Raw genomic sequence first — 12,288 nt, forward strand, 5'->3', positions numbered from 1 at the left:
TCTAGTCTTGCGACAACGGAGAGAACGACCGTTCTCTCCCTCGCCCCCGCCCCCGCCCCGCAGAACCCGAGAGGTGTCCCGACGTGACTGCCACTCCCTCCTCCGTACGACCGCCCCTGCCGCCCTTCACGGCGGAGTCCGCGCGAGCCAAGGTGCAGGCCGCCGAGGACGCCTGGAACAGCCGTGACCCCGAGCGCGTCGCCCTCGCCTACACCGAGGACTCCGCCTGGCGGAACCGCGACCGCTTCCTGACCGGGCGCGCCGAGATCCGCGCCTTCCTCGCCGACAAGTGGGAGCGCGAGCTGGAGTACCGGCTGCGCAAGGAGCTGTGGGCGTACACCGACAACCGCATCTCGGTGCGCTTCGAGTACGAGTGGCACGACGCGAGCGGCCAGTGGTGGCGCAGCCACGGCAACGAGCAGTGGGAGTTCGACGCCGCGGGCCTGATGCGCCGCCGGGAAGCGAGCATCAACGACGTCCCGATCGAGGAGTCGGACCGCCGCCTCTGAGGCCGGATCCATGCCGGAGTTATGCTGGCGGGGACCCCTTGGGAGGCAACGTGACCGAGCGCAAACCGCCTGGTGTCAGCTTCGAATCCTTCGTGGACCGTCAGATCAGACAGGCCGGTGAGCGCGGGGAGTTCGAGGAACTGCCCGGCTTCGGCAAGCCGCTGGCCTCGCTCGACGCCCCGTACGACGAGCTGTGGTGGATCAAGGGAAAACTGCACCGCGAGGGCTTCGCGGTCCTCCCGGCGGCGCTCGCGCTGCGCAAGGAGGCGGAGGACGCCCGGGAGGCGCTCGAGTCCGCCCGCACCGAACGCCAGGTCCGCGACCTCCTCACGCAGATCAACGACAAGATCCGCACGGCCCTGCGCAGGCCCCCGCCCGGCCCCCCGCTGAACGTCCAGGAGTTCGACGTGGAAGCTGAGGTCACCCGCTGGCGGGAGTCCCGCGAGGCGGGGAACGCTTCGCAGCGTTCGAAGTCCGACCGGTAGGGGCGTCCGCCGTGCCCTCGGTGCACGCGGTGCCTTCGGCGCCGGTGTGCAGGTAGCTGTAGCCGGCGTTCCTGCGGGTCCTGTGGCCCGCTTGCCCAGCGGTGATGGGGACGGCTGGAGCGGTCACCCATGCGCGCTTCGCCCAGGGGCGCGGCAGCGGTAGGCCCATCGCCGGGTGGTCAGTGCCCATGAGCCGCATCTCTTCTTCGCGCCGACGCGCGAGGAGGCGGCGGTGCGGAAGCGGCGGGCTGGTCCGCTGGCCGGGAATCGGATCGCGATCTTCGGGGTTGGTGGGGATGAACCGTTGATCGCCATCAACGGGGTTGGTGGGGGATGAGCCGTTATTGGAGGGCCATGCGAGCGATTCAGGTGTATGAAGTGGGCGGTCCCGAGGTGCTGCGGGAGGCCGAGGTGGACCAGCCGCGGCCGGGTCCGGGCGAGGCGGTCGTGGAGGTCGCCGCGTCCGGGGTCAACTTCCTCGACGTCTACTTCCGCGAAGGCCGGTACAGCCTCCCGCTGCCCTTCACCCCGGGCGCTGAGGGCGCCGGGACGGTCGTCGAAGTCGGACCCGGCGTCGCTGACGTCGCAGTCGGGGACCGGGTCGGTTGGGTGGAGATTCCCGGCACGTATGCCGAGCGGGCCGTCGTGGACTCCTCCCGGCTGGTGCCGCTGCCCGACGACATCGACTTCGAGACGGCCGCCGCCGTGCTCCTGCAGGGCATGACCGCGCACTATCTCGTCAAGGACGCCTACCCGGTTCAGGCGGGCGACACCGTGCTCCTGCATGCGGCTGCCGGCGGCATGGGACTGCTCTTGACCCAGCTCATCACCCATCTCGGCGGCAGGGTGATCGGCACGACGTCGACCACGGCGAAGGCCGAGCTGGCGAAGCGTGCCGGGGCCGCCGAGGTGATCCTTTCCTCCGCGGTCGACGATCTCGCAGCCGAGGCGAGGCGGCTCAACGGCGGTCAGGGACTGCCGGTTGTCTTCGACGGCGTCGGCGCGCACACCTTCGATGCGAGCCTCGCCAGCCTGCGAGCCCGCGGCCATCTCGTGCTCTTCGGCGCGGCCAGTGGTGCCGTGCCGCCGTTCGATCCGATGCGGCTCGCCCAGGGCGGTTCGCTGACCCTGATCCGGCCCAGCCTCGGGGACTACATCGCCGATCGGTCCGAACTGCTCCGACGCGCCGCCGATGTGTTCGAGTGGGTGCGCTCCAAGGCGCTCGAGGTCACCGTGACGGGCCGCTACGCGCTGTCCGAGGCCGCCCAGGCCCACAGCGATCTGGAGGCTCGGCGTACCACCGGCAAGCTGCTCCTCGTGCCCGATCCGGCCGCTGTCGGACGCCGCGAGGAGACGCGGAGCTGATCGCGGGTGACGAGGTCGGGGATCTTGGAGACGGAGATGTCGAGGGCACGGCCGACCGTCATCGCCCAGATCCCCGACAGCGTCGGGCACTGACCCCCGGGGCGTCGTGCCCCTGGAAGGGGGCTCAGGGGGACCCAGGGTGATCTGGCCTGGACGGGGTGTTCGCCCATGCCGGGGTCGGCGTGTTCCAGCGGACGTCAGGCTCTGCTCGCCCCCAGTGCGGCCAGGGCCTCGGTGACGCGGTCCGCCTGGTGGGTGGCGCCGAGGAGGTTCGGGTGGAGGACGGTGCAGGCCTCGCCCCGGGCCGGGATGGAGCGGCAGAGCTCGGAGGGCGGATCGCTCTGCTCGCCGGGCCCGGTCAGGCTGTCCTTGATCCCGTACATCCAGCGCTGCTCGGCGGTCGCGCACACCCCGTGCCCGGTGCTGGAGAAGTACGTGTCCACATACACCGCGCCGCCGCGCCGGGCCTGCTCCCGCAGGAGGGTGTTGACCCGCCGCTCCAGGCCGTCGAGCCAGGGCATGTCGCCCTTGGCGACGGTTCCGAGCTGGTGCCAGGACCCCCAGCCGCAGCCCGCGGCCTGGTCCACGATGGCCGGATACCCGACGACTGCCACCCCGGCGCGCGGGGCGCGCGTGCGGATCTCCTTCAGCAGGGCCGCGAAGTCGGCCTCCAGCGCGGTGAACCGGGCGTCGAGCCCGGCGGCGCCCCCGCCCCGCGCGTAGTGGTCGGCGCACGGGCTCCCCGTACCGAAAGTGGCCAGGCCGCGCTTCACGCAGGTCTCCACGATCTCGGAGAAGCCCACGGAGTTGCCGCCCGCGCCGACCGTGACGAGATCGGCGGCGGCCGTAACGGCCCTGATCTGCGCCGGTTTGGCGGCCCATGCCCTTCCGCAGCGCACATCACCAAAAGTAGCCGACATGACTACGGAGAGTAATCGTCTGGGGTTTTGTTCGTTCGATCGAGTGAACGAGGAGCGGCTACGCCTGTCCGTGGGCCTGGGTGATCAGGTCCGTCGCGACCTCCAGGGCGGCCAGCCGGGTCTCCTCCGGGTCGCCCTCCACGTGCTGGAGGAACATCATTCCCGCGTGGAGGGTGAACAGGGCGCTCACGCACCGCACCTGATCGGCCAGCGGGGCGTCCTCCTTGCCGGTCCGGAGCAGCTCCACCAGGGCGAACAGCCTCTTCTTCACCGTCTCGCCGATGGTCAGCTCCCGCAGCGAGGCCTGGTTCTCCTGCATGAAGCGGTACAGCGAGGCGCCGCCCGCCATCGCCTCGCTGTAGCGGCGCAGGACCTCCCGCTTCATCTCCAGCGTGCGCGGCTGCTCCTCGGCCCACTGGATCAGCTCGTCGATGGGCCGCGTCAGGTCCTCGAACAGGCTGATGATGATGTCTTCCTTGGTCTTGAAGTGGTAGTACAGCGCCGCCTTCGTGACCCCCAGCCGCTCCGCGATCTCCCGCAGCGACGTCTTCTCGTACCCCTGCTCGGCGAAGAGTTCCAGCGCGACGTCCTGGATGCGCTGCCGCGTATCGCCACGGCGCTGCTGCGGACCGCTGCTGGACATGACTCTCCCCTGACTTTTACTTACTTGACGCCCGGCTAGTTACGGGTCTACCTTCCACAGTGTAGTCAACTAGCCGGTCGGCAAGTAAGTCCCAGGGCCGGTACGTATGCGCCAGGGGAGTGGAACATGGTGGAGAACAAGAAGAAGGCCGGCACCTCGGAGGAGGTGAAGCCGCGCAGCGTACGGGTCGTCCTGATGGCGCTCATGATCGCGATGCTGCTCGCCATGCTCGACAACATGATCATCGGCACCGCCATGCCCACGATCGTCGGCGAGCTCGGCGGCCTGGAGCACCTCTCCTGGGTCGTCACCGCCTACACACTGGCCACCGCCGCCTCCACTCCCATCTGGGGCAAGCTCGGCGACATGTACGGGCGGAAGGGCTCCTTCCTCACCTCGATCGTCATCTTCCTGGTCGGCTCCGCGCTCAGCGGCATGGCCCAGGACATGGGCCAGCTCATCGGCTTCCGCGCGATCCAGGGCCTCGGCGCCGGCGGTCTGATGGTCGGCGTCATGGCGATCATCGGCGACCTGATCCCGCCCCGCGAGCGCGGCAAGTACCAGGGCATGATGGCCGGCGTGATGGCCCTCGCCATGATCGGCGGACCGCTGGTCGGCGGCACCATCACCGACCACTGGGGCTGGCGCTGGTCCTTCTACATCAACCTCCCGCTCGGTATCGTCGCCCTGGCCATGGTCACCGCGGTGCTGCACCTCCCGAAGAAGGACCGGGGGGAGCGCCCCAAGATCGACTACCTCGGCGCGGCCCTGCTCACCGTCGGCATCACCTCCACCGTCCTCGTCACCACCTGGGGCGGCACCGAGTACGCCTGGGGCTCCACCGAGATCATCGGCCTGATCGCCGTCGGCATCGTCTCCATCGCCGGCTTCCTCTACGCCGAGACCAAGGCCGCCGACCCGGTCATGCCGCTGCACATCTTCCGCAGCCGCAACTTCACCCTCATGTCCGTGATCGGCTTCCTGGTCGGCTTCGCGATGTTCGGCGGCGTGCTGTACCTGCCGCTCTTCCAGCAGTCGGTCCAGGGCGCCTCGGCCACCAACTCCGGCCTGCTGCTCCTGCCGATGCTGCTCTCGATGATGGTCGTCTCGCTGATCGCGGGCCGGGTCACCACCAGCAGCGGCAAGTACAAGATCTTCCCGATCATCGGCGGCGGGCTCATGGTCGTCGGGCTCTTCCTGCTCGCCACCATGGACACCGGGACGAGCCGCCTGATGTCCGGTGTGTACATGGCGGTGCTCGGCGCCGGGCTCGGCTTCCTGATGCAGATCACGATGCTGGTCGCGCAGAACAGCGTCGACATGAAGGACATGGGCGTCGCCTCCTCCTCGGCGACCCTGTTCCGTACGCTCGGCGGCTCCTTCGGCGTGGCGCTGATGGGCTCCCTGTTCACCAGCCAGGTCACCAACACGATGACCGACCGGCTCGGTCCCGAGGCCGCGGTCAAGGCGGGCTCCGCCCAGCTGGACGCGGCGAGCCTGGCGAAGCTGCCGGAGGTCGTCCGGGACGCCTACCAGCACGCGGTGGCCGCCGGTACGCACTCGGCGTTCCTGCTGGGTGCGGGGATCGCCGTACTGGGCTTCGTGGCCGCGTGGTTCGTCAAGGAGGTCCCGCTGCGGGGCGCCGGTCCGGCCGGCGCGGGTGGTGGTGGCTCCGCGAAGGCTGAGGTGGCGCCGGAGGCGGCCGTCATGCACTGAGCTGCTCTCGCTCTGGTGTGGGGTGGGCCCGGCCCGGTGGATCTACGGATCCTCCGGGCCGGGCCCACCCGTATGTGCGGGGCGGCCTCGCGGCGCGGGGCCTTCCCCCACCCCGCCCGTTCCCGAAACCGGGCTCCTCCCGGACCCGTTCGGGGGCTCCGCCCCCGGGCCCCCGCTCCTCAAACGCCGGAGGGGCTGGATTTGGCTGGTCTGGGCTGGGTTTGGCTAGTGCAGGGCTGACTTCTCCTGCCAGTCCGTCCAGGACAGGTTCCACTCGGCGAAGCCGTTGCCGGGGGATACCGTTTCCTTGCCGCCCGTGACGTCGAAGACGTCGCCGATCTGGGCTTGGTCGTAGAACCACTTGGCGTCCGCCGTCTTCATGCCGATGCAGCCGTGGCTCCTGTTCGCCGAGCCGATGTAGCTCTCCGCCCATTCCGCCTGGTGCGCGAACGTGCCCGAGACCGTCAACCGCATCGACTTGTCGACCCACTGGTCGTAGCCGGTCAGGCCGACCGAGGCGGCCGTCATCTTGATCTTTCCCTCCTTGGCCATCAGGGGCATCTTTCCGCTCCACGTCGGCGTCTTCGCCGGATCGCCCGCCGTGATCGGGATCGACTTCAGCACCTGGCCGTCACGCTCCAGCGTCAGTTCGTGGGCGGCGATGTCCACCTTGGCTATCTGACTCCTGCCGATGGTGGCGGAGGTCGTGTACGACTTCGTCAGGTAGCGGCCGTCTCCCGTGGCGACGCCCGACAGGGGGGCCTCCAGCGTCACCTGGGTGCCCGGCTTCCAGTACTCCTTCGGCCGCCAGTCCAAGCGGTCCTTGCCGGTCAGGGTCTCCGTCAGCCAACCCCGCGAACCCTCGGTGCCGTTGTTCGTGGTCACCTTCAGCCGCCGCTCGATCGCGGCCCTGTTCCCGGCCGCGACCTTGTGGTCGAAGGCCAGGGAGAGGGGCTTGCCCACGCCGACCGTCGTGCCGCCCGCGGGCAGCACCGTCACCGTCTCCGTCTGCTCCTTGGAGGGTTTGAGGGTGTGGAAGGTCGACTCGGACGCGGTCTCCTTGCCGTCCTGAGCGGCGGCCGTCGCCCTCACCTTGTATGCGGTGTCCACCGCCAGAGCCTCCTTCGGGGTGAACACCCCGTCCGCGAGCGTGCCCTCGGCCGGCTTCCCGTCGGGTCCGGTCACGGTCAGCGCCGTCAGCGTGCCGTGGTCCACCCGCGCCGTGAGCGGCCCGTCCGGCTTGACGTCCTTCGCCCCGTCAGCCGGTACGAGGGTCAACTCGGCCGCCGGGCGGGAGGACTCCGAGGCGTCCCCGGCGCCCCCGCACGCCGTCACGGACAGGGCGAGCGCGGCGAGCAGGGCCGGCAGTGCGTACGGTCGGATTGTCGCTGCCTTGCGCATGGGTGGGTGAACCTCCGGATAGCGCCCGGGTCTTGGGACCGGGATGCCCGGTATGAGGCCGGTCCGCCCGGCCTCGGTTTCAGCCGGGACGGGATTCGGGACGATGGGGGACCAAAGTCCTGCAACCTGGAATTTATGGGCCATTCGGCTGGAACCCCGAATCCACCGCCGACGTCCTGACCAGTGCGAGCTCACACGGGGACGTCGATCTGGGGAGTTGAGACAGCACATGGGGTTCATGACGCGTACGCGGATGCGGGGTACGAAGGCACGGATCGCCGTCGCCGGAGCGGTGGTGGCGGTGGCCGCGACGGCATGGGGAGTGACGGCGGTCGTGGACCCGGGTCACGAGACCAACCACCAGAACGTCTCCCGGCAGACCGACGACCCCGCCCAGGGAGGCGGCGAGCCCCAGGCCCCCGGGAAGCCGGGCGGACAGGTGCCGGACGGCATAGCCCACGCGTCGGAGAGCGGCGGCGACGCGGTCAACATCACCATCGACGACGGGCCCGACCCCCAGTGGACCCCGAAGGTGCTGGAGGTGCTGAAGAAGTACGACGTGAAGGCGGTCTTCTGCATGATCGGACCGCAGGCCAAGGACCACCCCGACCTGGTCAAGAAGGTCGTCGCGGGCGGGCACCGGCTCTGCGACCACACCACGGACCACAACACCGGGATGGACAAGAAGCCCTTCGCCTACCAGCAGCAGCAGATCCTCGACGCGAAGAAGCAGATCGAGGACGCGGCCGGCGGGGCCAAGGTGCAGTACTACCGGGCCCCCGGCGGCGCGTTCACCCCCGAGAGCCGGGCCCTGGCCGCCGCCAACGGCATGCGCCCGCTCGGATGGAACGTCGACACCAAGGACTTCAGCAAGCCGGGCGTGGCCGCGATCGTGGCCGCGGTCAAGGCCGAGATCGGCAACGGCCCGACCGTCCTCTTCCACGACGGCGGCGGCGACCGCACCCAGAGCGTCGCGGCGCTCGACCAGGTCCTCGCCTGGCTGAAGGAGCAGGGCCGGCCCACCGGCTTCCCCGTGGTCACCGGCCCCAGCGCCTGACACGCCGTCCGGTGGCGAACGGGTGAGGGTCGACGCCCCGGCGCCGCACGAGGTGTTCCCTGGTCGCGCACGCAAGCCCGCACGCAGGCGCGTACGCGAGCTCGTGCGCGAGCCCGTACGCCCGACCAGGAGGTCTCCGTGGCCATCGCCCCAGGGAAGCTGTCCGACCCCGTCGTCGGCGCCCTCGTCAGCGCGGTCAACGCGCACGACAAGGCCGCCTTCCTCGCACTCCTGACCGCCGACGCGACCATGTCCGACGACGGAACGGAGCGCGACCTCAACGAGTGGATCGACCGGGAGATCTTCGACTCCGGCGGTCACATGGACGTCGAGTCCGAGTCCGACGGCGGCCGCACCCTGACCGTCGGCTACCGCAACGACACCTGGGGCGAGATGCGCACCTCCTGGCGGTTCGTCATCGCCCCCGGCGGAGGCCGCATCAGCCGCTTCGAGACCGGTCAGGCGTAGGAGCCGCGGGAGGCCGGGGGGACGGCAGCACGGCCCGGGTGTCCATCCCGTACGGGTGAAAGGGTGCCCGGGGTCGTTCCGGCCCGCCGGAGGGTCCCGTTGGGCCGGGCATGAACCGCACGCGCACCGCCGCCCTCGTCCTCGCCGCCGTCGCCGCGGCCCTCGCCCCGGCCCTCGCGGCCACCGCCGCGGACGGTACGGCGTACCTCCAGGACCCGAGCGGCGGGGAGAAGGCGATGAAGTCGATGTGGACCAAGGACGACATGCACAAGGTGGAGGCGCAGTTCCGCTTCATTCCCTCGATCCAGTACAAGACGGTCATGCGCCGCGGCCCCAAGGGCGCCGAGGAGTACGAGCGCAAGGCCCCCGACCCCAAGACCCTGGCCTGGGAGCCCGCGTACGAGTTCGCGTGGTCGGTGGCGGATTCGCAGGGGGTCAAGAAGGTGCTGACGACCAAGGACGGCAAGCAGGTGCTCGTCCTGCACGCGGTCCTGCGCGACGCCCGGCGCGCCGAGGTGGCCCAGGTGCACCAGGAGCTCAAGAACCGGCCCGCGACGGGCCGTACGAAGGTTCCGGGCGGCAAGCGCGTCGCCTGCGACACCGGGACCTACACGGTGGAGTGGTCGGTCACCCGCACCGGCTACGGCACCCTCAAGGGGTCGCTGCCGTGGGACTCCAGCTGCGAGCAGTACCGCACGGCCTTCACGCCGCGGAACCAGGGCGCGAGCTAGCCGGGGCCGGATGAAGGGCAGGGGCCCGGGCCGAGGCCGGGGCAGGAAGTGGGCCGGCCGCCCCGCGCGCCTTGTGGGCGCTTGCGGGCGACTGGGCCTCGGCCTTGGATCAAAGCCGTACCAGCCATGATGCCGCCCGGGGTGCGGGGCGGCAGGGGGCGAAGGTCCCTTTGCGCGGGGGCTTTCGGGGGTACTTCCGCATCGGCGGGGAGCCGTGTCGCGTCTGCGGCGGCCTGTGTCAGCGCGCCTTCTTGGCCTCGTTCGCCTTGGAGGCGATCTCCTCCAGGACGGCCTTCGGGTCGCCGGAGGGGTCCACGGCGCGGCCGATGTTGCGCTTGATGGTGTCGCTGATGACCACCCAGGACGGGTCGTTGACCGGGTAGAGCTGCGCACCGCGCAGGGCGTTCAGGAAATGCTGGTCGTTCTCGTCCATGCCCGAGGAGCCGGCCATGGTGCGGGAGGCCGAGACGGTGGACGGCAGCAGGTGGTAGCGGCTGGCGAAGTCCGACAGGTTCTTGTCCCGGTAGACGAAGTCCAGGAACTTGCCGATCTCGTCGCGGTGGCCGTTCTGCTTGAAGGCCATCATCCAGTCGGCCACGCCCACGTTCGGCGGGACCTGTCCGGTGTTCAGCGTGTCCGAGACGGGCATGGCGACGGCGCCGACCTTGATCCCCTTGTTGCGCGCCTCGTGGGCGAGCTGGGGGTAGCCGTTGAGCATGCCGACCTCGCCGTTCACGAAGCCGGCGAAGGCGTCCTTGCGGTTGAGCTGCGACGGGGGAGTGGGGCCGAGCAGCCCGGGGGTGACCAGGTGCTGCTTGATCCACTTGAAGGTCAGGATGTTCTGCTCGGAGGCCAGGCTGTAGTTGCCGCTGCTGTCGGCGTAGCCGCCGCCGTTGCTGAGCTCCCAGATCATCGCCTCGGCGTGCGCCTCCTCCGGGCCCAGGGGCATGGCGAACGGGGTCGTCACCCCCTTGGCCTTGAGCGCCACGGCCGCGGCCTTCAGGTCCAGCCAGGTCTTGGGCTGCCAGCCGTTCTTGGAGTCCTTCGGGATGACCCCGGCCTCGGTGAACAGCTTCTCGTTGTAGAAGAGCAGACGGCTGCTCGCCACGAAGGGCAGGCCGTAGAGGGTGTTGCGGACCGAGCCGGCGTCGGCGAGGGGCTGGAGGAAGTTCGCCTCGGCGCTGACCGAGAGGAGCTCGGGCGCGGAATAGAGCTCGCCCTGCGCCGCGAAGTCCGAGTAGCCGCCCATGAGGGCCATGTCCGGGGCGTTGCCGGCCTTGACCATGCGGGAGACTTCGCGGTCGATGTCGGCCCACGGCAGGAGCTCGACCTGCACCTTGATGCCGGGGTTCGAGGCGGTGAAATCAGCCGTCACCTTGTCCCAGAAATCCTTGGAACTGTTGGTCGCGGTGTCGCCGTATTCGGCGGCGACGAGGCGGAGGGTGCCGCCGTCATCAGCGCTTCCGCCGGAGCTGCCGCAGCCGGCCAGCGGTATCAGCAGACCGAGCACGACCGTGGTGGCGGCCGCGCTGAAGATTCTTCGTCGCACGGGTGGGTTCCCCTGATTTTCTTTTGAGTCGCGTTATTACTTATGAGTTGCTCCGGGCTAGGTGTCCCTCCATGGCCCGTTGGCCGGAATTCTCTCCTGAGGGAGGGCGATTGGTTCCATTGGGTCGGCACTTGTGGTCAATGCTCCAACTGCGGCATTTCCGAATGGTGTTTTCCGATATGTGATCAACAATTCGGACGCGCGTAGACATGCCGAAACGCCCGTTTCCGGCCATGGAGCGCGGCGGAACGGGCGTGAGGGGCGGGAGCGGGCTTCCAGGGGGAGCGGCGGGCGGGACTCAGTCCGCGAAGTCGCCCGCGTACGGATCGGGCTCGCCCGTTTCGGGATTGCGCCCTTCCTGCCAGCGGCGCTGGGCCTTCTGCCAGTGCACGAAGCTGAGGTGGCCGCCGTCCCAGAAGGTGATGCCGACCGGGCTCACGTCGAACTCGTCGTTGCAGAGCAGGTAGAGGAACTCGGCCATGCCGTACGGGTACACCGCGAAGGAGTCGGCGGTGTGCCGGCCGACCACCAGGACGGGCCAGAGGTCGGGGTCGGGGTCGGTCGTCAGCCAGCACAGGATGTCGGAGCCGCCGGTGACGCCCCAGGCCAGGATCGACTCAGGGTCCACGTCGAAGGCGGCCCGGCCGCCCTCCGCCTCCCAGACCTGGCGGGCGTTGGCCGTCTCCTCCGCCATCTGCGCGGGGTCCCACTGGAGTCCGGGCTTGGGAAGCGGAAGCAGCACGCTGGCCTCGCCGTTGATCGAGCCCGCACCGAAGCGGCCCATGAAGGCGACGTAGTCCGAGGGGAACCGGCTGCCCCAGACGGCCTCGGCCGCCTGCCAGTCGATGTCCTCGTCGGCTCCGTGGGTCGCCGGCATGATCTGCTCCAGCGCTTTGACGCGCGCGTTCTCGGTCATGCCGCTCCCCTGCCACCCCAGCTCAACCGCCCCAACCTACCGCCGGTGCGGGGTGGCGCCTAGCGACAGGTGAGACGGACCCGGAGCGAGGAGCCGACGTGCAGGCCCCAGGTGGCCATGGCTCCGGCCTCGGCCTCCAGGACGTGGCGGGCGCGCAGCCGGGGGAGGCCGAGCCGGCCGGGGGGCATGGTGGTCAGTGCGATGACGGTCAGCCGGCGGTCGAGGTGGGCCACGTCGATGGCGAAGCGCATCCGGAAGGTGTGCACGCTCGAGGCCGGGGTGAGGAGCATCGCCCCTTCGATCCCGTCCCGCCCGAGCAGCCCCCGCGTGCGGGCCCGGTAGGAGGCGGCGACCTCCAGGGGCACCTCCACCGCCACCGGTACCTCCACCGGCACCGCCACGGCCTCCGGGTCCTCCAACGGCTCCGGGTGGCCCGCGAGACCCGCCCGCCCCCGGTCGACGCGGAGCGTCCCCGTGCCGTCCCGCCACCGCTCCCTGTTCCCCATGCGGGCCACCCTAGGGGGCGTC

General features: G+C 70.1%; 13 protein-coding genes. 7 read left to right on the top strand and 6 right to left on the bottom strand.

Annotated features, from left to right (window positions below; translation table 11 throughout):
* The first annotated feature begins 83 nt into the window (after nucleotides 1–83).
* The 3 genes from OG435_RS28825 to OG435_RS28835 all read left to right on the top strand — a co-directional run bounded on the left by OG435_RS28825 (nucleotide 84) and on the right by OG435_RS28835 (nucleotide 2,359).
* On the top strand, nucleotides 84–509 hold the full coding sequence (locus tag OG435_RS28825) for a nuclear transport factor 2 family protein (protein WP_266880849.1): 426 nt from the start codon (nucleotides 84–86) through the stop codon (nucleotides 507–509).
* Nucleotides 510–559: 50 nt separating this feature from the next.
* Nucleotides 560–994, top strand: coding sequence for a DUF1992 domain-containing protein (locus tag OG435_RS28830; protein WP_266880850.1), 435 nt, complete (start codon nucleotides 560–562; stop codon nucleotides 992–994).
* Between the two features lie 354 nt (nucleotides 995–1,348).
* The gene (locus tag OG435_RS28835) at nucleotides 1,349–2,359 is read left to right on the top strand and encodes a quinone oxidoreductase family protein (protein WP_266880851.1); all 1,011 of its coding nucleotides are present in this window, start codon (nucleotides 1,349–1,351) and stop codon (nucleotides 2,357–2,359) included.
* Nucleotides 2,360–2,556: 197 nt separating this feature from the next.
* On the opposite strand, the gene OG435_RS28840 is transcribed toward OG435_RS28835, so the two are convergent.
* Nucleotides 2,557–3,279, bottom strand: coding sequence for a GDSL-type esterase/lipase family protein (locus OG435_RS28840; protein WP_266880852.1), 723 nt, complete (start codon nucleotides 3,277–3,279; stop codon nucleotides 2,557–2,559).
* Between the two features lie 58 nt (nucleotides 3,280–3,337).
* Nucleotides 3,338–3,922, bottom strand: coding sequence for a TetR/AcrR family transcriptional regulator (locus OG435_RS28845; protein ID WP_266880853.1), 585 nt, complete (start codon nucleotides 3,920–3,922; stop codon nucleotides 3,338–3,340).
* A 126-nt stretch (nucleotides 3,923–4,048) separates the two neighbouring features.
* Between OG435_RS28845 and OG435_RS28850 the strand changes: the two genes are divergently transcribed.
* Entirely contained in the window at nucleotides 4,049–5,638 is a 1,590-nt protein-coding gene (locus tag OG435_RS28850) for an MDR family MFS transporter (RefSeq protein ID WP_266880854.1), read from the top strand.
* Nucleotides 5,639–5,863: 225 nt separating this feature from the next.
* Here OG435_RS28850 and OG435_RS28855 read toward each other — a convergent pair whose 3' ends face one another.
* Nucleotides 5,864–7,039, bottom strand: coding sequence for a L,D-transpeptidase (locus OG435_RS28855; protein ID WP_266880855.1), 1,176 nt, complete (start codon nucleotides 7,037–7,039; stop codon nucleotides 5,864–5,866).
* 238 nt (nucleotides 7,040–7,277) lie between these two features.
* On the opposite strand from OG435_RS28855, the gene OG435_RS28860 reads away from it, so the two are divergent.
* The 3 genes from OG435_RS28860 (at nucleotide 7,278) to OG435_RS28870 (ending at nucleotide 9,295) form a co-directional block, all read left to right on the top strand.
* A complete protein-coding gene (locus OG435_RS28860) occupies nucleotides 7,278–8,096 on the top strand; it encodes a polysaccharide deacetylase family protein (RefSeq protein WP_266880856.1) in 819 nt (272 codons plus the stop codon).
* Nucleotides 8,097–8,234: 138 nt separating this feature from the next.
* Nucleotides 8,235–8,564, top strand: a complete 330-nt coding sequence (locus OG435_RS28865; protein ID WP_266880857.1) for a nuclear transport factor 2 family protein — start codon at nucleotides 8,235–8,237, stop codon at nucleotides 8,562–8,564.
* Between the two features lie 110 nt (nucleotides 8,565–8,674).
* The gene (locus OG435_RS28870; protein ID WP_266880858.1) at nucleotides 8,675–9,295 is read left to right on the top strand and encodes a hypothetical protein; all 621 of its coding nucleotides are present in this window, start codon (nucleotides 8,675–8,677) and stop codon (nucleotides 9,293–9,295) included.
* Nucleotides 9,296–9,533: 238 nt separating this feature from the next.
* Here the strand turns inward: OG435_RS28870 and OG435_RS28875 are convergent, their stop codons facing one another.
* The 3 genes from OG435_RS28875 to OG435_RS28885 all read right to left on the bottom strand — a co-directional run bounded on the left by OG435_RS28875 (nucleotide 9,534) and on the right by OG435_RS28885 (nucleotide 12,266).
* Complete coding sequence (locus OG435_RS28875; protein WP_266880859.1) at nucleotides 9,534–10,844, bottom strand: extracellular solute-binding protein; 1,311 nt, start codon at nucleotides 10,842–10,844, stop codon at nucleotides 9,534–9,536.
* 298 nt (nucleotides 10,845–11,142) lie between these two features.
* Nucleotides 11,143–11,760 carry an SMI1/KNR4 family protein gene (locus tag OG435_RS28880; protein WP_266880860.1) on the bottom strand — a complete coding sequence of 206 codons (618 nt, stop codon included), beginning with the start codon at nucleotides 11,758–11,760 and terminating at the stop codon, nucleotides 11,143–11,145.
* A 59-nt stretch (nucleotides 11,761–11,819) separates the two neighbouring features.
* Nucleotides 11,820–12,266: a DUF192 domain-containing protein gene (locus tag OG435_RS28885; RefSeq protein ID WP_266880861.1), complete on the bottom strand. Its 447-nt coding sequence runs from the start codon at nucleotides 12,264–12,266 to the stop codon at nucleotides 11,820–11,822.
* Nucleotides 12,267–12,288 lie beyond the last annotated feature (22 nt).

The organism is Streptomyces sp. NBC_01264, from assembly GCF_026340675.1.
Lineage (GTDB): Bacteria > Actinomycetota > Actinomycetes > Streptomycetales > Streptomycetaceae > Streptomyces.